11 protein-coding genes are annotated in these 22,703 nt (G+C 67.6%); 9 read left to right on the top strand and 2 right to left on the bottom strand.

Features of this window, described 5'->3' with window-relative positions:
- The first annotated feature begins 93 nt into the window (after positions 1-93).
- From ACGFZW_RS34220 to katG, 5 genes are all read left to right on the top strand, one after another.
- The gene (locus ACGFZW_RS34220; RefSeq protein WP_393897207.1) at positions 94-1,440 is read left to right on the top strand and encodes a cytochrome P450; all 1,347 of its coding nucleotides are present in this window, start codon (positions 94-96) and stop codon (positions 1,438-1,440) included.
- Positions 1,441-1,924: 484 nt separating this feature from the next.
- Positions 1,925-2,404, top strand: a complete 480-nt coding sequence (locus tag ACGFZW_RS34215; protein ID WP_393897206.1) for a DedA family protein — start codon at positions 1,925-1,927, stop codon at positions 2,402-2,404.
- A gap of 508 nt (positions 2,405-2,912) precedes the next feature.
- The gene (tgmA, locus tag ACGFZW_RS34210) at positions 2,913-3,104 is read left to right on the top strand and encodes a putative ATP-grasp-modified RiPP (protein WP_393897205.1); all 192 of its coding nucleotides are present in this window, start codon (positions 2,913-2,915) and stop codon (positions 3,102-3,104) included.
- Positions 3,105-3,110: 6 nt separating this feature from the next.
- The gene (gene tgmB, locus ACGFZW_RS34205; protein ID WP_393897204.1) at positions 3,111-4,043 is read left to right on the top strand and encodes an ATP-grasp ribosomal peptide maturase; all 933 of its coding nucleotides are present in this window, start codon (positions 3,111-3,113) and stop codon (positions 4,041-4,043) included.
- A gap of 543 nt (positions 4,044-4,586) precedes the next feature.
- Positions 4,587-6,776: a catalase/peroxidase HPI gene (gene katG / locus ACGFZW_RS34200; RefSeq protein WP_393897203.1), complete on the top strand. Its 2,190-nt coding sequence runs from the start codon at positions 4,587-4,589 to the stop codon at positions 6,774-6,776.
- Positions 6,777-6,905: 129 nt separating this feature from the next.
- Here katG and ACGFZW_RS34195 read toward each other — a convergent pair whose 3' ends face one another.
- Together ACGFZW_RS34195 and ACGFZW_RS34190 are read right to left on the bottom strand one after the other, a co-directional pair.
- Positions 6,906-7,661, bottom strand: a complete 756-nt coding sequence (locus ACGFZW_RS34195) for an IclR family transcriptional regulator (RefSeq protein WP_393897202.1) — start codon at positions 7,659-7,661, stop codon at positions 6,906-6,908.
- Between the two features lie 134 nt (positions 7,662-7,795).
- Positions 7,796-8,692, bottom strand: a complete 897-nt coding sequence (locus ACGFZW_RS34190; RefSeq protein WP_393897201.1) for an alpha/beta hydrolase — start codon at positions 8,690-8,692, stop codon at positions 7,796-7,798.
- 365 nt (positions 8,693-9,057) lie between these two features.
- On the opposite strand from ACGFZW_RS34190, the gene ACGFZW_RS34185 reads away from it, so the two are divergent.
- The 4 genes from ACGFZW_RS34185 (at position 9,058) to ACGFZW_RS34170 (ending at position 21,846) form a co-directional block, all read left to right on the top strand.
- Positions 9,058-10,596 (top strand): integrin alpha, encoded by a 1,539-nt coding sequence (locus ACGFZW_RS34185; RefSeq protein ID WP_393897200.1) that lies wholly within the window; start codon positions 9,058-9,060, stop codon positions 10,594-10,596.
- A 32-nt stretch (positions 10,597-10,628) separates the two neighbouring features.
- Entirely contained in the window at positions 10,629-14,342 is a 3,714-nt protein-coding gene (locus ACGFZW_RS34180; protein WP_393897199.1) for a LamG-like jellyroll fold domain-containing protein, read from the top strand.
- A gap of 99 nt (positions 14,343-14,441) precedes the next feature.
- Positions 14,442-21,332, top strand: coding sequence for a polymorphic toxin-type HINT domain-containing protein (locus ACGFZW_RS34175; protein ID WP_393897198.1), 6,891 nt, complete (start codon positions 14,442-14,444; stop codon positions 21,330-21,332).
- Positions 21,307-21,846: a DUF4265 domain-containing protein gene (locus tag ACGFZW_RS34170; RefSeq protein WP_393897197.1), complete on the top strand. Its 540-nt coding sequence runs from the start codon at positions 21,307-21,309 to the stop codon at positions 21,844-21,846. The genes ACGFZW_RS34175 and ACGFZW_RS34170 overlap by 26 nt, the downstream gene beginning before the upstream one ends.
- Positions 21,847-22,703: the final 857 nt, after the last annotated feature.

Genomic DNA, 22,703 nt, shown 5'->3' with positions numbered 1-22,703 from the left:
AGACGGTCTGTCACCGGGTGCTTCCACTCCCGTACAGTCCGTGGTGCCGGCTCCACCAGGGACTCGGCACAGTCGGCCGACAGGAGAAGCGCGTTGCCCGCCGATGCCACCGAAGCCGGTCTCTCTCCGGCAGCCTCCCGGCCCGGGTCGCCGGTCCCCGAAGTCGAGTCCGCGCTCGTGGAGCGGTGGCGTTCCGAGGGAGGTGAACTGGTCGATCTGCTGTCCCAGGTGCGCGAGCGGTGCGGCGGTGTCGCGGCCTTCCGCCTCGGGCCGGATCCCACCGTCCTCGTCACCGACCCGGAGGCGGTCCAACACGTACTCGCCCATCACGCGGACCGCTACGTCAAGCGGTCCCACCGCGCCCGCCTGCTGATCGGCGACGGCGTCCTCGCCGCCACCGGCTCGGCGTGGAAGCAGCAACGCCGCCTACTGCAAAGCCAGTTCACCGGTACGGGGATGCGCCGCTACGAACTGCGGATCACCGGCGCGGCCCGGACGACCGCAGCGCGCTGGGCCGATCACGCCCGCACCGGGCAGACCCTCGATGTCGGGCGGGAGATGCACCGCTTCGCCCTCGACACCATCTGGCGCTCTCTCACCGGACACCCCCTCGATGAGGGGACCGAAGGCGAACTGGCTGCCGTCGCTGCCGTGGTGGCCGCCCTTCCGACGCTGCCCGCCGACGCCACCGACGCACGGAGTGCCGTGGCCGCCGATCTCGCCCGGATCGACGCGGTCGCCCGGCACGCCATCGAGGCCGCCCGCGGCGGCGCGGCCGGCCCCGACGGTCCGGGGCTGCTGCACGTCCTGCTCGACGCTGCCACTGAGCGCCCCGCATACACCGACCGGCTGATCCGCGACGAACTCGTCACGCTGCTGGTGGCCGGGCACGAGACCACTGCCACCACCCTGACCTGGCTCTATCTGCTCCTCGACCGGTATCCGGGCGCTCGCGCAGAGGCTCTCGCGGCCGGCGGCGGCGACCCCGCAGAACGACGCCGGGCCATCCAGGCCCTGGTCAATGAGGCCCTCCGGCTCTACCCGTCCGCCTGGATCCTGCCCCGCCACGCCACCGAGGACGACACCCTCGGCGGCTACACCGTCGCGGCGGGTACCGACATCCTGGTCTGCCCCTACCTCACGCACCGGGATCGCGAGCTTTGGCCGGATCCGGAGCGCTTCGACCCCCGGCGCTTCACGACCCCCGACGGCCGGACCACCCACCCGGGCGCCTACCTCCCCTTCGGCATCGGCCCCCGCGCCTGCCTCGGTCTGCAATTCGCACTCCGCGAAGCGACGATCCTGCTCGAACACCTGCTGCCGGCCTACACCCTGTCCTTCCGCTCCGCCCCGAAGACGGCGTCGTTCGGCATCACCGTCCGCCCCGGCGGCCCCACACCCGCGACCCTGGAGCCGGCGCACTCCGGGGCGATCGCATAACCGCGACCGGGGCGGCAGCCTGAAGCAGGGATTCCGGTCACGCCCACGCGCCCCGACGAGGCCGGATCGGCCAGGGCCCATCGCGTGCGCAAGTTGGCTCAAAGGTCATGAAGCAGATCGAATCGGTTCGTTGCCCACCGTGACGACCAAGGCATGCAGCGCGGCACGTCGATGCCGTCGAAGTGCCGCAGCGCACTCGACGCCCGGGACTGGTCACCGCGTGACACAGGCGTTCGCATACCCTGGCTGCGACGGGTGGACCCGGCAACGGGCCGCACTCGTGTGGACACGGACGTGGCACTGCGCCACGGACTCGGAACTCGGTTCCGCCCCGGCAGGCGTGCAGGGACGGAACGGAAGCAGATGCAGGTGACCATGGAGACCGGGCTCGGGCCCGTCGCGACTCCGCGACGGCGAGAATCGCGAAACCGGGTGACGGGCGTGGCGGCCCGTGACGGCGGCCCGGCCCTGGAGGAGGGGCGCCGTGGATAAGGTCGCGCTCACGGCCGCGGGCCTCTACGCCATCGTCCTGGTACGGGCCGGAGGGACGTTCGCCGTCGGCTGGCTCGCCGGCGCCGGCGTCCGGCGCAGCAGACTCGCGGAGCGGGTCTCCTCAACCAAGTTCCGACGCCTCGAACGGGCCATCCAGCGGTGGGGCGCGCCGGTCGTGGCCGTCTCCTTCCTGACCGTCGGTTTCCAGACCGCTGCCAATTTCCTCGCCGGGAGCATGCGCATGCCCCTCCCGCGGTACCTCCCCGCCCTGTTCGTCGGGGGTGCGGCCTGGGCTCTCGTCTACGCCACGGTCGGGATCGGCGCGCTGGACCTGTTGGCAAAGCTGTTTGCCGAGCGGACGGGACTGGGCGTGGCCGCTGTCGCCGCCCTCCTGGCTGTGTGCGGCGCGGTCGTGTACTGGCGCAGGAGCGCCGCGTCGGCCACGCGCGACGTCGAGGCCGACGAGTCCTGAACGGCTGCGCCGTTGTGCTCCGCCCAAGGCGGGCCGGGCACTACTGGCACGACTGACGCTACTGGCCGAGCCCCGGCGCCTCTCGGGGGCCGAACACCAAGTCCGTACGAGGCACCAGCAGTTGTCGATCCAGGGGCGCCGGGCTGAGGCTCCGGTGCGGGGCGCGGGCATGCGGGCGGACACTCTGGAGATCCGACAGTCGCAGGCCAATCGCGAAGCCTCGCCGACGCGTTGAGCTGGGGGGGGGAGTCAGCCGCGGGCGTCGTTGTCCCTGGCCGGGGACGACGCCCCCGGGCGGCCGGATGGAACCTCGGCCGGGGCTCAGTCGTCTCTCTTCTCGTCGAATACACCCAAGCCGGTTTCGTCAAGAACATCGGCAGAAGCAATCAAAAAAGAGCCACCACTCGATCAATTTTGCAGTGTTTCTCGTAGAGATAAGTCAGAAGGCGCTACTTGTCCCCGGCCCAGACCACCGGATGCTGCAGCGCCCCGAGCTCGAAGGAGAGGTATGCGACCCTTCGCTCTGAGCTTTGCTCGTCCGCTGGCTCAGTCGTCGTCTGCCGTGCCGTACACCTATGACGCCGCACGGCAGTTGAACGTCCTCCCTGACGGCCGGCCGGCGGCGCACAGCAGGTCGGTGCTGTTGGCCACCGGCACCACCGCCTCCACTGCCGGCTCCAAGACCCACTTCGACGACTGATCCGCGATGACCGTCCTGATACTCACCTGCGAGGAGGATGTGACGGCGGACATGGTGGTGGCGAGGCTGCACGAACTCGGCATCCCACTCGTCCGCCTCGATCCGGCCGACCTTCCCGGAGAGGTCGCCGTGTCGGCGGAGTACGTCAAGGGCGACTTCGAGGGCTACCTCAAGTCGGGTGAACGCGTGGTGAGTCTGAGCAGCCTGCGATCCGTATGGGTCCGTCGCCCCGGCACGCCCGGCGCTCACGCCCCGGAGCCGTCCGCATGGCTCACGGCCGAGTCCGAGCACGCTCTGGACGGCGTGCTCGACTGCACCCGCGCACGCTGGATGAACCATCCCGTTGCCTCCGTCCGGGCGCGTCGTAAGGCCTGGCAACTGCGCGCCGCCCATCACAGCGGATTTCCCGTGCCCCCCACGGTGATCACCTCATTTCCCGCGGTCGCCCGGCAGTTCGCCAGGACGCACCAGGACGTCGTGGTGAAATCGGTGTCCGGCGGCCACCCCACCGATCCGCCGATGGTGCTGCCGACCACGCGCATCAGCCCGGACATGGACTTCTCCGGAGTGTCGGCCGGTCCGACCCTGTTCCAGCTGCACATTCCCAAGCGGGCAGATGTCCGGCTCACCTGCGTCGGCGGGCAGCTCTTCGCCGCCCGCAGGAAGGCCGATCCCGAAGAGGTGGACAGCCGCTACGGCGAGGGCGGTCTGTGGGAGCCGACCGATGTGCCGGACCGCGTTCGCGACGCGGTGGACGCCTACATGTGCTACGCCCAACTCTCCTACGGAGCCTTCGACTTCGCCGAGGACGCCGACCGGACGTGGTGGTTCCTGGAGTGCAACCAGGGTGGCCAGTTCGGCTTCGTCCAGCTCGACACCGACCAGCCCATCGCCCAGGCCGTGGCTGCCTGGCTGGCAGCGGAACCGTCTCCCCGCTAGGCGGCCGAGGGCCCGGAGCGCCGCCGACCGGGGCAGCCCCATCGCCGGGAGACCGGCCGGCGGATCTCCGGACGTCACACCGCGACCTGGTCCCCTCCCCGTAAGGGCGGCAGGGGCCGGACGGCGACCGGAGGCCCGCCCGAGCGCAGGCCACGGGGAGCCCGGCCCCGCTCGGGGCAGGGCTCCGGCGATGAGCTCGCGCGCTGTGCGAAGCCCGCGAACAGAAATCGTGCAGAAATAGGGCCCATGTTCACCGCGCCATTTCGTACCGGACGACATATAATTATCTGTTTACGTTTCTCTCATCGGTGATCACGATGATCGTAAAGAATTCTCTCTTTCGGGTACGCCTCAGAGGCCGGGAGAGGGGCCGAGTATTGAGCAAACCCTCAAACGCCTTTGGGGTTTGAGTGCTCGTTACGAGGGTGCGCTCTGCGTGTTCTCGTAGCGTTGCGGTCTGCGGTGCGCGACCATACGGACGCAATCAACCTCAAGAGCAGGCAGCCAGCAGAGGGAAACACCGAGACAGGAAGAAGGACGGACGTGTCCGGCAGCGAAAGCGAGAACCCAGCAATCCCTTCCCCGGCCCCCACGGCGACTCGACCCAGGTCGAACCGGGACTGGTGGCCGAATCAGCTGGACCTTCAGGTTCTCCACCAGCACTCGTCCCGCTCCAATCCGATGGGCGAGGACTACAACTACGCGGAAGAGTTCGCGACCCTCGACGTCGAGGCGCTGAAGCGGGACGTCTTCGAGGTGATGACGGCTTCGCAGGACTGGTGGCCTGCCGACTACGGCCACTACGGACCGCTCTTCATCCGGATGAGTTGGCATTCCGCGGGGACCTACCGCATCGAAGACGGCCGGGGTGGTGGCGGCGCAGGCGCTCAGCGCTTCGCCCCCCTCAACAGCTGGCCGGACAACGCGAGCCTCGACAAGGCGCGCCGTTTGCTCTGGCCGGTCAAGCAGAAGTACGGCCGGAAAATCTCCTGGGCCGACCTTCTGGTCTTCGCCGGCAATTGCGCCATGGAATCGATGGGGTTCAAGACGTTCGGCTTCGGCTTCGGGCGGGAGGACATCTGGGAACCCGAGGAAGTCTTCTGGGGGCCCGAGGACACCTGGCTGGGAGATGAGCGCTACAGCGGCGACCGGGACCTCGCCGCTCCTTTCGGCGCTGTCCAGATGGGGTTGATCTACGTCAATCCGGAGGGGCCCAACGGCAACCCGGACCCCATTGCCGCCGCCCGGGACATTCGCGAGACATTCGGGCGCATGGCGATGAACGACGAGGAGACGCTGGCGCTCATCGTCGGCGGCCACACATTCGGCAAGTGCCATGGCGCGGTCGATCCCGAGTACATCGGTCCGGAACCCGAGGCCTGCCCCCTCGAGCAGCAGGGCATCGGCTGGCGGAACACCTACGGCAGCGGCAAGGGCGCCGACGCGCTCACCAGTGGGCTCGAGGGCGCTTGGACCGCCGAACCGACGAAGTGGGACAACGGCTACCTGGACAACCTCTTCGGATACGACTGGGAGCTGACGAGGAGTCCTGCCGGCGCGAATCAGTGGACGCCCACGGATCCGTCGGCCAAGGGGACCGTGCCCGATGCTCATGATCCCTCGAAGAAGCACGCTCCCATGATGCTCACGACGGACCTCGCGTTGAAGATGGATCCGGTCTACGCGCCGATCGCGAAGCGCTTCCACGAGAACCCCGACCAGCTCGCCGAGGCGTTCGCCAAGGCGTGGTACAAGCTGCTGCACCGCGACATGGGACCCATCTCGCGCTACCTCGGGCCGTGGATCGCCGAGCCGCAGCTGTGGCAGGACCCCGTCCCGGCGGTTGATCACCAGCTGGTCGCGGGTAAGGACATCGCTGCCCTGAAGGACCGGATCCTCGCCTCGGGACTGTCCATCCCCCAGCTGGTCACCACCGCATGGGCGTCGGCGGCGAGCTTCCGCGGCACCGACAAGCGCGGCGGGGCCAACGGTGCGCGTATCCGACTCGCGCCGCAGAAGGACTGGGAGGTCAATGACCTGCCCGAGGTCGCCGAGGTGGTGCGGACCCTGGAGCAGATCCAGGAGGACTTCAACCGCTCACAGGACGGCGGCACGAAGGTTTCGCTCGCCGACCTGATCATCCTGGGCGGGTGCGCGGCGGTCGAGCGTGCAGCCAAGAACGCCGGGCACGACATCACCGTCCCGTTCGCACCGGGGCGCACGGACGCCGCGCAGGAGCAGACCGACGTGGAGTCCTTCGCCGTGCTCGAACCCAAGGCAGACGGGTTCCGCAATTATCTCCGCCCGGGCGAAAAGCTGTCGCCGGAGACTCTCCTGCTCGACCGCGCGAACCTGTTGACGCTGACCGCTCCCGAGATGACGGTCCTGGTCGGCGGCATGCGGGCGCTGAACACCGGCTTCAAGGGGGTTCCACACGGCGCCCTCACTCACCGGCCGGAGACCTTGACCAACGATTTCTTCATCAACCTGCTCGACATGGGCACGGAGTGGAAGGTGTCGACCTCGTCCGAGAACGTATTCGAAGGTCGGGATCGCGCCACGGGCGAGGTCAAGTGGACCGCCACCGCCGTCGACCTCATCTTCGGTTCGCACTCCCAGCTCCGAGCCGTCGCGGAGGTCTACGCGTCCAAGGACGCGGGGGAGAAGTTCGTGGGTGACTTCGTGGCGGCGTGGGACAAGGTGATGAACCTCGATCGGTTCGAACTCGCCTGAGCCCGACGTCCCGGTCGGCCACCCGTCGGCCGACCGGGACGTCCTCGGGGTCGGGGCAGTGCGGGGAGAGGTCGACCCGTTCGGTGGGCGCCCGGCGAGACGGTGGGCGAACTCGGCAAGTGAGCGACCTCAGACGGTGAGCGAGAGCCCCCTGGTCACACGCTTCGCCGCCGGTATCAGCCGGTCGCGGACCTGGTTGAGTTGCGAGAGCCGGTCCACCCGCAGGGACACCCCGAGTGAACCGGGCGTCTGCCCGCGGAACACCGGGACCGCGACGCAGTACGTCCCGAGCGAGTACTCCTCCATGTCCGTGACAACCGGTGGACGGGGTGAGGTGTCGAGCCGCTGCATGAGTTCGGAGCGTCCGGTGATCGTGCGCGGTGTGAGGTCGGCGAGCGGGTGCCGGGAGAGGTACTCGTCGCGTGCCTCGTCGCCGATTTCGCGCAGCAGACACTTGCCCAGTGCCGTGGCGTGTCCCGCGTCCTCGAAGCCCACCCAGGTGTCGACCCGCGGTGCCTGGGGACCGTCGACGATCTCGGCCACCTGAATCTCGCCGTCCTCGTAGAAGGTCAGATAGGCGGCGGCCGAAAGATCGTCCCGCAGCGATGCCAGAGCCGGGCGTACGTAGCTGAGCTGCTGCTGTTCACGGCCGCCGGATTGCAGGGTGTCCAGCCGTCCCCCGAGGACATAGCCACCGTCCTCCAGCTCGCGGAGGTACCCGTCGTGAACGAGCGTGCGCAGAAGGTTATGCGCCGTGGTCAGCGGTAGATCCGCCTCCCGCGCGAGCTGTTGTGCCGGGGCGCCGCCCTCGTGCGCGCTCACGACCTCCATCAGGCGGAAGGCCCGCTGCACGGAAGCGACCAGAATGGGGTCCTCTGCCGTCATATGCCCAGCTTGCTCCCCCTTCACGGCGCAGGCAAGGCCGAAGTCCCGGCGGGCTGGGCCACGGTTTCGAAAAGCGGCAGGTCGCGAGGCCCGGACGCGCGACCATCACGACATCTGTGTGTTCCGGACAGCGCTCAGGGAGTGCCCACACGCGAGGCGATCCAGGCCATGACCTTCTTGTTCAGCCCTAGGTCGTCGAGGAGGGCGCCGCCATGTGCGCTGCCGGGGATCGTCTCGACGGTGACGCCGTTGTCCGGCATGTCATGGTCGGCTTCCTCAGCCTGTTCCAGGTCGGTCGAGTGGGCGACCGGGACGAAGTCGTTCTCGGAGTGGATGAGGTACATGGCGGCGTCGTTGGCGCCGGAGGCGCGGTTCTTGACGACCATGTCCTTCCAGGTGTCCCAGCAACTGGCGTGCATCGCGGTGTCGGTGTCGGCCGGGTCGGGGTAACAGCGGGCGAGGATCGCGGCGTTGTCACGGACCTTGCGCTGTTTGGGGTCGGTGCTGGTGTTGCCGTCGCTCCAGGCGCGGTACGGGGAGGCGACGGGCGAGAGGCCGACGACGCCCTTGATCCGGCTGCCGCCCGATCCGTAGGTGGCGACGGAGGTGGCGATCTGCCCGCCCGCCGAGGAGCCGAGCAGCGCGATGCGGTTCGGGTCCAGGTTGAACTTCGCCGCGTTGGTCTTGATCCAGCCGAGTGCGGCCAGTGCGTCATCGCGCTGAGCCGGCCACGGCGCGTCGAAGTCGAGCCGGTAGTCGACCGAGAAGACGGCGTAGCCCTTGTCGGCGGCGCCCCGCGACCAGGTGGCCCATCCGGAGTCGTCGTACCAGTAGCCCCCGTGCAGAACGACGATTCCGGGGCGGGGCGCTGTGGCCGTGTCCCAGTAGGCGTCGAGCTTCTGCCGGGAATGCGATCCGTACGAGTAGGTGACCTCGCTGCGACCCGCTGCCTGGCTGGTGGGAATGTCGACGGTCAAGAGCGCCGCGACCAGCGCGGCGCAGAATGCGAAAAGCGTGAGAGCCCGCCCCACAAGTGTTGCCTTCCCCCTGTTGGCAGGCCTGAGTTGAGGCACCGTGCAGCCCTCGTCCAAGCGGCGTGAATGGGTGCAAGTGGGGGGATCTCGAACGCCTGCATGTTCGAGTGAACGCACTATAGCCGTACTTTTCAACAAGACGTCAAGTCCCGTAGGGGGATCTGGGAGGCGTGTCTGGATTTAGGTGAGTGATCACGAATTAGAGCTCTTGAAGCGTTATCCAGCCATGTCAACTGCCCTTTGGGTAAACAGGGGTTGACATGAGAGTCGATCTTCCCTCTTACTTAGCCGCTGTTTAGGCAGTGTCTAATCGCCGTTTAGCCGTACCTCCGGGGACGAAGGCGGCATATGGGGGGTGGGGAGTGCGTATCCGCACGGGCTTGACGGGGCTGGTGCTCTTGTCCGCGGCGACGCTGTCGGGGCTCGCGCTGCCGTACGGGGCGCCGACGGCAGCCGCCGCCGGCTGCACGGCGGGGACGGAGTCCGACTTCAACGGTGACGGCATTCGGGACACGGCGATCGGCGATCCGCTTGCCACGGTGAACGGCGCGGAGCGGGCCGGATTGGTCCGAGTTGTGCTCGGTGGAGGCAAGGGCGTCAGCGAGATATCGCAGGCCACCGCGGGCATGAACGCGACACCGGAGGCCGGCGATCACTTCGGACTCTCCATGGCCACCTACGATGCCGACGCCGACGGCTGCACCGACCTGGTCGTGGGAGCGCCGTACGAGGACATACCCCTCAGCGGGGCCGACCTTGTCGACGCGGGCGCGGTCTACGTCATCCATGGCTCGGTGAGCGGAATCGGCACCGGATCGCCCATTGACGACTACTCACAGCAGGGCTTCGACCCGACCACAGCCACCGAGGCGAACGACTGGTTCGGCTTCGCGTTGGCAGCCGGAAAGACGTCCTCCGGCCAGCCCTTTCTCGCCATCGGTGTGCCGGGCGAAAACGTCGGTGACGTGGCCGACGCGGGTGGCATCCACTACGCGTTGGCCGCCACGAAGACCACCGTCACCGAGGACGACGCCGGGGTACCCGGTGAGGCCGAGGCGCACGACAGGTTCGGTTACGCGCTCACCGCGACCTCCAGGTACCTGGCCGTCGCAGCCCCGGGGGAGTCGATCGGCGACAAGACGTTCGCCGGGGGAGTGGCCGTCTTCAGCCACACGCTGACCAATGGCGTGCCCACCGCGCTCGCGGGCCTGGACCAGGAGCAGCCGGGCATCAGCGGCTCGGCCGAGCCCGGTGACGGCTTCGGCACCGCGATCTCCCTGGCCCCCTACCGTCCGTCGGGCGCCGCATCGGAAACCGACGCGCTGCTGGCGATCGGCGTTCCGAACGAGGACGTCGGCACGGCCGCCGACGCGGGTCTGATCCAGGTGGTACAGATCCCGTCGTCGGGCGCGTACAAGGAGGTGAACGCGGCGGACCGGGGGACGACGGACGTCGAGGGCGATCCGACGGCCGGGGACTTCTTCGGTCAACGCGTCGCGATCGCGAACACCGGCCCCGGTTCCGTCGGCACCGCCGCCACCATGAAACTCGCGGTCGGCGTCCCGGGCCACGACGTCACCGGAGCGTCCGACGCCGGAGCCGTGCAGGTGCTCCCTGCGCTAGGGGCTGCCGGAGCGAGCGACAAGATCCTCTCGCGCGGGGGCGGCATCCTCCCCGGAGCAGCCGCGCAGCGCGACTTCGCAGGGATGGGACTCGCGGCCTCTGCCACCGACCTGTACGTCGGCGTGCCGTACGGCAAGTCAGCCGGCGAGTCGAGCGGAGTCGTATACGTGCTGCCGTGGGCGGTCGTCGGCGGTGGCACAGGCACGGTCAGGACGCTGAAGCCGGGAGCCGACGGAATTCCGGACGCGGGCCGGTCATTCGGCGCGGTGATTCGGTGACCAGGGCCGGCGCGCATCTCGAAGGTGAGGAAATGAGCAGCAGAGCACGGGGACGGATACCCCGGGCAGCAGCGGTGGCCAGCGGGCTGATGGCCGTACTGGCCGCCGGAGTCACCGGGCTTCCGGCCGGAACGCCGGACATCACTCCCGAGGCGGTGGCCGCCGACAGCAGCGCTGCCGCGACGGCCGTCGGCGAACGAGCTGCCCAACTTGCGGCGGCGAAGTCCGGCGACCGCGTGGAGGTGCTGTCCCTGCGGGACGAACGCTCCGAGACGTACGCCAACCCGGACGGCACGTTCACCAGCAGGGAGTACGTACAGCCCGTTCGCACCCGCAAGGACGGCAAGTGGGCCGACCTCGACTCCACGCTGGTCAAGACACCGCGCGGGGGGTACGCGCCGAGGGCGGCAACTACCGGTATGACGTTCTCGGGCGGGGGAAGCAAGGCTTTCGCCACCATCGAGCGGTCGGGCAGGACGATGTCCCTGTCGTGGCCGGAGAAGCTGCCCGCGCCGACGGTCGACGGCAGCGCCGCCACTTATGCCAACGTCCTGCCGGATGTGGACCTCGTGGTGCGTGCCGCGGATGAAGGCTTCTCGCATCTGCTCGTGGTGAAGTCGGCCAAGGGCGCGGCCAACCCGGAGCTGGCGACCATCGAGTTCCCCGTCGAAACGCACGGTGTGGAGCTGAAGGCGCAGGAGGACGGCGGTCTGGTCGCCGAGGACGAGGGCTCAGGTGGGGAGGTGTTCGAAGCTCCTCGGCCGATGATGTGGGATTCGGGACACGTGGCGTCGGCGCCGCCGTCGGCGACTCCGGAGACCGTGGTGAAGCGGGCGCCGCACACAGAGTCGCGGACGAGCGGGCGCACCGCCGCGCTGACCGCGTCCGACGAAGAGTCGGACGCGGCCGGTGGTGGCGGCGAGCCGCAGGACGGTCCGAAGGACGGCGCCAAGGTCGCCGATGTCGGTGTGAAGATGCAGGCCGACGCCATGGTGCTCACCCCGGACACCGGGCTGCTCAAGGGCGACGACACCGTCTACCCGGTCTACATCGACCCGGTGACCAAGACGTCCACCCGCACCGGCTGGACCATGGTCTCCTCCCACTACCCCTCCGCGGAGTTCTGGAAGTTCTCCGACCACGAGGGCCTGGGCCGCTGCCCGGCGGACGTGTCGTACCGCTGCGCGAGCCTCGACGACCGCAAGCGGCAGTTCTTCGCCATTCCGACCGCGGGCTACGAGAACAAGACCATTCTGGAGGCCGAGTTCGCGGTCACCATGGTGCACACCTACAACTCCACCGGGAAGTCCGTGGAGTTGGGCCGGGTCAACAGCACCGGCGGCAGCGCGATCAGTTCCTCCACCAACTGGAGCAACCAGCCGTCGCTCAAGCAGACCATCACCTCGCAGTCACCGACGAACCCCGCCGGCTCCTGCACCTCCACGAACCAGAACGTGCGATTCAACGTCAAGGGCACGGTGCAGAAGGCCGCGGACAGCGGTTGGGACACCACCACGTTCCGGCTCAAGGCGGGATCCGAGGACGATTACGCGTACTGGAAGCGCTTCTGCGGCAACGCGCACCTCGAAGTGAAATACAACCGCCCGCCGTACCAGCCGAAGATGTCCGAGCTGTCGATGAACCACGGCGGCACCTGCGAATACGGCGCAGCGGACGAACACTACGCCGACGAGGTCCCGACGCTCAGGGCCGTCATCCGCGACCCGGACCACAATGACGTCGGCGGCAACACGGAGAAGCTGCGGGCCAAGTTCAAGATCTACTGGACCTCCGGCGGCGTCACGAAGACCTACTACCCGTTCACCGCGGCGAAGCAGACCCACAGCGTCAAGAACAACCCCGACGTCGGCTACGCCACCTTCTCGTACAAGGTCGGCTCCGATATTCCCGGTGACGGCGTGGCCGCGTTCAGCATTCCGGAGAACGCGGTCATCGGCTGGGAGGTCCAGGGCGCGGACGACGCCTCGTCCGGCCCGTGGAGCAGTGCAGGCGACGCCGCCACCCGCTGCGAATTCATCTACGACGCCACCCGGCCCAAGCCGCCCGTGGTCACCTCGACGGCCTACCCGGATGACGACGTCTGGCACGACGGAGTCGGCGACCACGGCAGCTTCACCATGGACTCGCCGTCCTCGGATGTGACCAAGTACAAGTACCGCTTCACCGGTCAGCCCGGCTGGAGCACCGTGGACGCCACCTCCCCGGGCGCGGCAGCGACGATCCGCTTCATGCCGGATCGCGAGGGCCCGTTCAACCTGGAGGCCAAGGCCGTCGACGGCGCCGGCCACACCCAGGAGACGGCAGTGGCGCACACCTTCCTGGTGAACGACGGGCGCGCGCCCAGGGCCGCCTGGTCGCTGGGGGACGCGGCCGGTTCCACCGAGGCCGCGGGATCGCCGGGCACGCCGGCGGCAGAGGCCGGACCCGGGGTGAAGTTCGCAGAGTCCGTCCCCGGACGTCCCAACGAGAGGTCCGTCGCACTGGACGGCACCGAAAACGCGTACCTCGACGCCGGCAGTCCCGCCGTCGACACCGGCAAGACCTTCTCGGTCTCGGCCTGGGTGACGCTGTCGGAGCTGCCGGACCACTCGATGGCGGTGGTCAGTCAGGACGGCGTCGCGGAGGCGGGCTTCACGCTCGGCTATGACGGCGAATCGGGGATGTGGTCGTTCCGCGCGCCCGTGAGCGAGATCGAATCGCTGGGCTCCTGGAAGGTGCTGGGCGTCAAGGCACAGAAGAACGTGCCCACTCACCTGATCGGTGTCTACGACGCCGAACGGGGCGAGATGAAGATGTACGTGAACGGCTACCTGATCAAGGACGATATTCAGCCGCGCCGTACCAGTTGGAACGCCCGAGGCGGTGTCCAGATCGGCCGCGCGCTGTCCCTCGACGGCTACCGCTACCACTTCAAGGGCAACGTCGCGGATGTCGAGGTGTACGACCGGGTCATCACCGAGGCCGAAGGCCGGTTCGTCGGTGGGATCCCGCCGCACCAGCTCGCCTACTGGCCGCTGGACGAAGCCGCCGCCGGCATTTCCCCGGAGATCGCGGGTGGTACGGGTCTCGCACTGTCCGGCAACAGTTCCGTCTACCAGCCGGACGACTCCTGTGACCCGGCGACCCAGCCGGAGTGCCCTCCGGTCGCGGAGCCGCTGTGGGGCGACGGCCACTTGTCACTGAACGGCAGCACGGACTACGCATCGCGCGGCAGCGGACTGTTCCCCGCCGAGGGCAGCTTCACGATCAGCGCCCGGGCACGGTTGTCCTCACCCACCGCGACACGCGATCAGACGGTCCTCTCGCTGCCAGGTGCCAGCTCCACCGCGGTCGTGGTGCGGTATTCGAAGGCCGCGAACCGCTGGCAGCTCGCAGTGACCGACAAGGACGCCGCAGGAGCGGTCACGACCACGGCCGTCGACACCGCGGCGCTGCCCAGCGCCGACGGCGACGGTGATCACCTCGCACTTGTTCACGACGCGCTGTTCGGCGAGGTCCGGCTCTACGTCAACGGCCAGTTGGCCGGGGCACAGACCACCTGGCGCCACACCTGGGACTTCTCCAAGGCGGGGGTGCAGGTCGGACGAAACGTCACCGGCACCGCCGGTGGTGAGTACTTCTCCGGTGCGCTGGATGACGTACGTGCCTATCAGGGCGCCCTCGACGGGAGCACCGTCGTGACGGTGGCCGGGCTCGCCTCCGGTTCGAGCCTGAGCGAAGCGTAGTCGTCCTCCGTGGGTGGGCGTGGCCTCCGGCCAGGCCCACCCACTCTTTCTCCCGCCCCCACGCTTTGCTCCGCGCTGAACCCATATCAACGGAGAGTCATGTCCATGCCATCATGGTGGAGAGGCCGGAATCCCTTCCGGCGTCGCTCCGCCCAGTGCCGCGTCGCCCTGGCTGTCGGCGTCGTGCTCACGGTTGGTCTGCTGCCGCAGTACGCGCCGTCGGCCGAAGCCGAGGGGCTCGGACGTCCCGGTCTCCAGGGCACCGGAGACCCGGTACGCGGCAAGAATGCCAAGTCCAAGCCACATCAGGCCAATCCGGCCGAAAAAGCCGAGGTGAAGCGCCCGGCCAAGACCGTATGGCCGACGCCCGGCACGGACGAGCTGCACATCGGCACCGCGCCGGCCAAGGCCGACGGGCTGCCCCTGCGGGTCGAGAAGCCGAAGGCGGACGCCCACGCCGGCAAGAGAGCCGGCGCCACCCGGGCAGAGCCCGCACCCGAGTCCGTCAAGGTCGAGGTCGTCAGCCGCAAAAGAGCCACGGCCGCGGGCATCGACGGCGTGCTGCTCAAGGTCGCCCGGACTGACGACGGCACGAAGAACGGCGCGGCTCGCCTGCAGCTGGACTACTCCGGCTTCGCCGGCGCCTACGGCGGCAACTACGGCTCCCGGCTCCGCTTCGTGGAGTACCCCGCGTGCCTGCTCACCACGCCCGAAGAGGCGAAGTGCCACACTCCGCGTGAGCTGCCGAGCAGCAACAACGCAGCCGCACGCACGTTGGCCGCGGACGTTCCCGTAGCACCCGCTGCCCGTGGGCCCCGCACCCAACTCAAGACCGCGGCCACCACCGCCCCCGGCACCCACACGCTGCTCGCGGCCACCGCGGGACCGAGCTCGGGCCAGGGTTCTTACGGGGCGAGTCCGCTCTCGCCGTCCGCCGAGTGGAGCGTGTCCAACTCCTCCGGCGCGTTCAACTGGAGCTACCCGCTGCGCACCCCGCCGGTCCCCGGTGGTCTCGCTCCGTCCGTCTCCTTCGGCTACAACTCCCAGTCCGTCGACGGCGAAACCGCGGCCACCAACAACCAGGGGTCCTGGATCGGTCAGGGTTTCGGCTATGAGCCCGGCTTCATCGAGCGCCGCTACAAGAGCTGCGCCGACGACGGCCACGCCGATACCAACGGCGACCAGTGCTGGGCATATGACAACGCCACGATCCAAATCGCCGGCGGCCCCTCGGGCCGGCTGGTCAAGGACGACAAGACCGGCGAGTGGCGCGTCGAGTCCGATGACAACTCCAAGGTCGAGCACCTCACCGGCGGCGCCAACGAGGACGACAACGGCGAGCACTGGCGGATCACCACCTCGGACGGCACCGAGTACTCCTTCGGGCTGGACCGCCTGCCCGGCTGGTCCGCAGGCAAAGAGGAAACCGACTCCACCTGGACGGTTCCGGTCTACGGCGACGACGAGGGAGAGCCCTGCTACAAGGCGGCCTTCGCCGACGCCTACTGCAATCAGGGATGGCGCTGGAACCTCGACTACGTCAAGGACACCCACGGCAACGTGATGTCGTTCTTCTACGGCCGGGAGACCAACTACTACACCCAGGGCCTGAAGACCACCGAGAACGGCAAGGCATACACCCGCGGCGGCTACCTCAAGCGCATCGACTACGGCCAGCGTGACGGCAAGGTCTACACCGCCCCTGCCGCCGGCCGCGTCAAGTTCACCACCGACGAACGCTGCATCGGCCCGGCCGCCGACTGCGAGCCGGGCGACCTCACCGACACCACCGCCACACACTGGCCGGACGTGCCGTGGGACCAGAACTGCAAGGCCGACACCAAGTGCGAGGGCCAGAACTCCCCGACGTTCTGGACCCGTAAGAAGCTGAGCGAGGTCACCACACAGATCCGCTCCGGCGCCGGCTACAGCGATGTCGAGTCCTGGAAGTTCACCCATCTCTTCACCGACAACGGCGACGGTTCCAAGTCGCTGTGGCTGAACAACATCGACCACACCGGGCACGTCGGCTCCTCCACAGCCTCCATGCCCTCCGTGGAACTCCTTGGTCAGCAGCTGCCCAACCGCATGGACAAGGCCGGCGACAACATCCAGGCGATGAACCGCTTCCGGCTCTCCGCCGTCGACAACGACACCGGCGGTCAGCTGGACATCGTCTACGCCCCGGCAGACTGCTCGGCGGACAGCCTCCCGGGTGCCGACTCCTCCACCAAGCGCTGCTACCCGGTCAAATGGAACCCCCCGGGGGTCACCGACCCCATCACTGACTGGTTCCACAAGTACGTCGTCGACCGCGTCGTCCAAACCGACCTCACCGGCGGCGCGCCGGACATGGTCAACACGTACGACTATCGCGGCGACGCGGGCTGGAAGACCCCGAAGCCCGACGGCATATCGGACGAAAAGTACCGTACGCGCAGTGACTGGCGTGGCTACGAGAAGGTCCAGGTCACCAACTCCGAGGGCACGGTCAACGCGTCCAATACACGTAGTGAGCATGTCTTCCTACGCGGTATGGGCGGCACCGTCACCGACTCCGAAGGCGTCGCTCACATCGACTCCGACGAGCTGTCCGGCTTCGAACTGGAGACGACCACCTACAACGGCGGTTACAGCGCCGACAAGGTGGTCAGCAAGAGCATCAGCACCCCGTGGACGCGCACGACGGCCACCCAGGTCAAGAGTTGGGGTACCACCAAGGCGTGGTACGTCCGCCCCGAAACGACGGTGACCTACACCGCCCTGTCCAGCGGCGGCTGGCAGAAGCTCAAGAGCACCACGCGCTACGACCAGGCCAACGGCCGGGTCGCCGAGGTCGACGACTACGGCTCGGCCGACGACGCCTCCGACAACCAGTGCACCCGTACCAGCTACGCCGACAACACAGCGCAGCACATGCTCGAACTCGTCGCCCGGGTCGAGAAGGTCGCTGCCTCCTGCGACGCCCCCGTTGACCGGAAGACCCAGGTCATCTCCGACGACCGCACCTTCTACGACGGCAAGGGCGTGGGAGAGGCACCCACCAAGGGGGATACGACCAAGGTCCAGAAGCTCGCCTCCCACGACGGTGCCACGGCCGCGTACCGGACCGTCACCGAGACCCTGCCGACGGACTTCGACATCTACGGCCGCTTCACCAAGGTGACCGACGCGGCCGGAAACGTCACCACCACCGCCTACGCCGAGACCGACGGCCTGACGACGAAGAAGTCCGAGACCAACGCGTTGGGGTGGGTCACCACCACCGAGTACAGCCCGGCGTGGGGTGCGCCGTCCGCGCAGGTCGACATGAACGGCAAGCGCACCGACCTCGGGTACGACGCGCTCGGACGCCTCACCTCGGTGTGGATGCCGGACCGCCCGAAAGCGTCGTTCACACCATCGATCAAATACAGCTACCTGGTCCGCAAGACCGCCCCGGTGGCCGTGAGGACGCAGAAGGTCCAGAACGACGGCGGCTACGGCACCGAGTACGCGCTGTACGACGGCTTCCTGCGGCCACGACAGGAGCAGACCCAGGGCCCTGGAGGCGGCCGCATGGTCGCCGACACCTTCTACAACGGTTTCGGCGGCATCGCCAGGACCTACACCGACTACTACACCAGTGGCACGCCCAGTGATCAGCTGTTCAACGCCGTCAACGGTGACGTCGACGCCCAGAACCTCACCGAGTACGACGGCGCGGGCCGCAAGACCGCCGATGTCTTCCGGGTGGCCGGCGAGGAGAAGTGGCGCACCACGTACGCGTACGGCGGCGACCGGGTACACGTCGACCCGCCGGCCGGCCAGGCCCCGACGACCACCATCACCGATGCGCGTGGACGCACCACCGACATCCGGCGCTACAGGGGAGACAAGCCGCTTCCCGGCGGCACATCGGCCGACTACGAAGCCATTCGGTACACCTACGACCCGGCCGGCCGCCTCAAAACGGTCAAGGACCAGGCGGACAACACCTGGTCCTACACCTACGACCAACTCGGCCGTAAGAAGCAGGCCGACGACCCGGACACCGGCAGGACCACCTACACCTACGACAGTCTTGACCGACTGACGTCCACCACGGACGCGCGAGGCAGGACGACCTCGACGAAGTACGACGCCATCGGCCGCACCCTGTCCACCTGGGAGGGCGAGCCGGACACCGGCACCAAACTGACGGTCACCACCTACGACAAACTCGCCAAGGGCGAGCTCTACGGGAGCTACCGCTACGCCGGGGGCGCCGTCCAGTCCAGCACGGTCGTCGCCGAGCTGGACGAGATGTACCAGCCGACCAAAACGCGCTACACGCTGGCAGGCACAGCCGCTCCGGAACTCAACGGAACGTACGAATACACCACGCAGTACAACCGTGACGGCACAGTGCAGTCCCTCGGCATGCCCGCCGCGGGCGGACTGCCGGCCGAAACGGTCTCCTACGTCTACGACGAGCTCCAACGGCCGACCCAACTGAAGACCTCGCTGGGCAGCACCTACGTCAACGCGGCCCGCTACTCCCCGATCAGTCAGCTCCAGCAGCTGGAGCTGACCATGGGTGGTGCGACCGACAAGAAGACCTGGCTGACATACGAGTACGAGCGTGGCACCGACCTGCTCACCCGCTCTCGCGTCGACCGGGAGGGGGCCTCGGCCGTCGCCTACGACGCCCGCTACGCCTACGACACGTCGGGCAACGTCACCGCCATCGCCGACGCCCCGACGGGGGGCCAGGCCGACGTCCAGTGCTTCACCCACGACTGGCAGCGGCGGTTGACGAACGCGTGGTCCACGACGAACGCGTCCGATGGCGCGGTGGGTTCGGGCAACGGCAACGCGGCGTGCGCGAACGCCCCTTCGCCGAGCACCATCGGCGGCCCGGCCCCGTACTGGCACGAGTTCGCCTACGACGCGTCCGGCAACCGCAAGAAGCAGGTCATCCACGGCGTCGGAGGGGAGGGCGACACCACCCGCTCCTACTCCTACGGCGACGAGGATCAGGACGGCACCCCGGGCGAAGCCGGCGACGGCGGACCCCACAACCTCACCAAGGTCGTCCAGGACGTCGCGGCCGGCGGCTCGGACCCCGCGGTCCACTCCCAGGACACGTTCACCTACGACGCAGCAGGCAACACCGACAAACGCGTCCTCAACGGCGACACCCAGAACCTGGACTGGAACGCCGAAGGAAAGCTGACCAAGTCCACCGAGGGAACGAAGGAATCCAGCTTCGGCTACGACGCCGGGGGTGAGCGGGTCCTGCGCAAGGAACCAGACGCCACCACGTTCTACCTGCCCGGCATGGAGCTGCGCCTGGACACGGCCGGCAAGGCCGTCACCGGGGCTCGTTACTACGTCTTCGGCGACAGCACGGTGGCACTGCGCACCAAGAACGGCGTCGAGTTCCTCTCGGCCGACCACCACGGCACCGCCGAGATCTCGGTCAACGCGACGACGGGCGAGACGACCCGCCGCCGGATGGATCCCTTCGGCGCGGAGCGAGGCGACGAGTCCAAACCATGGGTCGATGACAAGGGCTTCCTCGGCAAGCCGGTCGACAGGTCGACGGGCCTCACCCACATCGGCGCCCGTGAATACGAGCCGGAGAACGGCCGCTTCGTATCGGCGGACCCGGTCATCGACTTCACCGACCCCCAGCAGATAAACGGCTACGCCTACGCCAACAACAGCCCAGTCTCCTTCACCGACCCGAGCGGTGAGTTCCTGTTCGGCTGGCTCTTGGGCATGGCCATGGTCGTCAGTGGTGCGCCCCTTCTCCTCATGAGCGCCATCACCTCTGCGGGGCGTAAATACACACCCGAGCAGTCCCACGCCGCCGCAGCGCAGCGTCGGGCGGAGCGGGAACGGACCAAGGCCAACGCAGCCAAGAAGCGCGCGATCTCGGCGGCGAAGGAAATGGCGAAGATTGCGGCGGACGAACTGGGCATCACCGACGCCCTGGACTGCTTCACCACCGGCAGCCTCGGTGCCTGTGGCTCGACGGTTCTCAACATCGCCACGAGCTTCGTCGGCGGCCTCGTGGGCAAGTTCGCCACGAAGTACGCGCTGCCATGGAAGTGGGCAAAGGCAGTTGCGCTGGGAAAGCGGGTATGGGGCCTGCTCAAGAAGATCAAGAACGGTTTCACCTCGTGGCTGGAGACCGGCAAGCGGGCCGACAAGCTGGAGGCAGCGGCGGAAAAGGCCGCCGACGCGGCGGCGCCATGCTCGACCTCCAACAGCTTCGCCCCGAAAACCAAGGTGTTGATGGCCGACGGATCCAGAAAGGACATCGAGGACGTCAAGATCGGCGACAAGGTCGTCGCCACGGACCCCGAGACCGGTAAGGCCAAGTCCGAGACGGTCACAGCCGAAATCACGGGCAAGGGGACCAAGCACCTCGTCACGGTCACCGTCGACACCGACGGCAAGAAGGGCGACAAGAAGGCGTCGGTCACCGCGACGGACGGACACCCCTTCTGGATCCCGGAGATCGGAAAGTGGCTGGATGCCACCGACCTTCACCCCGGTCAGTGGCTGCGCACCAATGCCGGCACGCACGTCCAGATCACCGCGGTCAAACGCTGGACGAAGCAGGCCACGGTCCGAAACCTGACCGTCGCCGACTTGCACACGTACTATGTGCTGGCGGGGGCTGCGCCGGTTCTGGTTCATAACTGCAACAGAGCCGGCTTGGATTTCACTGATGCGGAGAGACAGAAGGTTTACGACGCCAACGCCGCCAGGAATGGTGGCGAGTACAGGTGCGACTACTGTGGGCAAAAGGTGGAACGGCGCGCTTCGCGAGACGCCAACGGAAATCCCGTCAAGGGAAGGTCCGACGATGCTCAGATCGACCACATAGAGCCGAAGGCCAGTGGCGGGCATGGTGGTGACCACAACGGAGCTGTGGCCTGCCGTCGATGTAACAGGGATAAGTCCACGAAGCCTCTGGAGGATTGGGACGATGAGCTCAGAGATTTCCTCAACTAGCGACGGGTGTTCGGTGCCGCAAAGCAAGCCTGAGAGGCTTTACAAGGTGGCCTTCGACCTCCCTGCCGAGACTGCCGATTGGGCCCATGCATCTGCGGAGCGGCTCTGGACCGGGAAAACCTCCGTGCAGATGGAGGTTGAAGTTCGCAACACTCCCTTCTATGTGAAGGGGATCGCCTTCAGGGACATTGTGCGGGTCAGGGTTGATCACGAGCGCAGAGAGTTCGTTTTCGATGAATTCGTGTCAGAGTCGGGGCATTCGACCGTCCGCATCATCATCAAAGACGACGAGGTAAGGGGCATGGTTGACGCGACGCTCCGCAGCTTTGGGTGTTCCTGGGAGATTGATGCCACGGAGGCTCTGTGGGCAATCGATGTGCCGTCGCATGTTGATTACGCATCAATGAGGCGTGCTCTTATCGGTGTTGCCGATGAAGGGAAAGTCGGAGTCGAAGAGGGTGCCCTTTCGAAGGGCCATCGCGAACAGCTCGGGTTGTCGGAGTCCGATCGTTGATCGCGTTCGCCGGAGGTCCCGCCGGATTTCGTTGCGGCGGGACCTCTGGGGTGACTTTGCGGCAACTTCAGCAGGAGGCTGCTGCGGTGGGTGGGTCATCGGACCCGACGTTCGGCCCGGCCGGCGGTGACGCCGATCACCCTATGCGGCTGCAACGAGGCTCTTGGTGCGAATATCGATCCAGTCCTCGTTGACATGGCGGAGCGCTGAACGCAGACGTCCGGAGGCACGACCATGGCGGCCAGCAACCGGTGGAAGTCATTGCAGGTTCTCCAGGGAAGCTGAGTCAGTAGGTCTGGTCTTCCGTATCCGGCTCCACGCCGATGGCCGCGAGCCCTCAGGCCACCTGTGCACCTCTTCCGTCCACCTCGGCCTGCAAGCAGGCGCAGGCTGTCTCAGTCGAATGGGGGTGCATACGCGGAACGAACCCCCTAAGCGGTCGACTGCCTCCCGTCGCCTACGCTCGGTCGAACAGGTGCATCTTCAGGGAGGACAGTCATGGCCCAACTCGCAAGAGAAGAATGACCCCCTGTGGACGTGTCCTATCCGGGTGCCCATTTCTGGTAATCACCCGATTCGTCGCACCTCTCGCTTTCGGTGGCTTCGCTCGGTGCCGTTTCGGGATGTGGAGACGACGGAAAATGAGCCCCACCGTGGCACCGCGCCGCTACCGTTTCCCCCTCGCGGCCGAGCGTCTTCCGAGCTCGGCCCGCCACACTGATTCTCATACCTGGACGCTTTCCGGCGCCCTATCCGCCACCAACTGCCCACCCCGTCCCAAGGAACAGGCCGACGATGACGAACGACGCAGACATGCGGGCTTCCCGGAGCAGGGGACTGAAGCCGATCGGCGCTGC

Source organism: Streptomyces sp. NPDC048248, assembly GCF_043201875.1.
Taxonomy (GTDB): domain Bacteria; phylum Actinomycetota; class Actinomycetes; order Streptomycetales; family Streptomycetaceae; genus Streptomyces.
The sequence above is the reverse complement of the archived record's forward strand: the minus strand, read 5'-3'. Positions and strand labels throughout refer to the sequence as shown.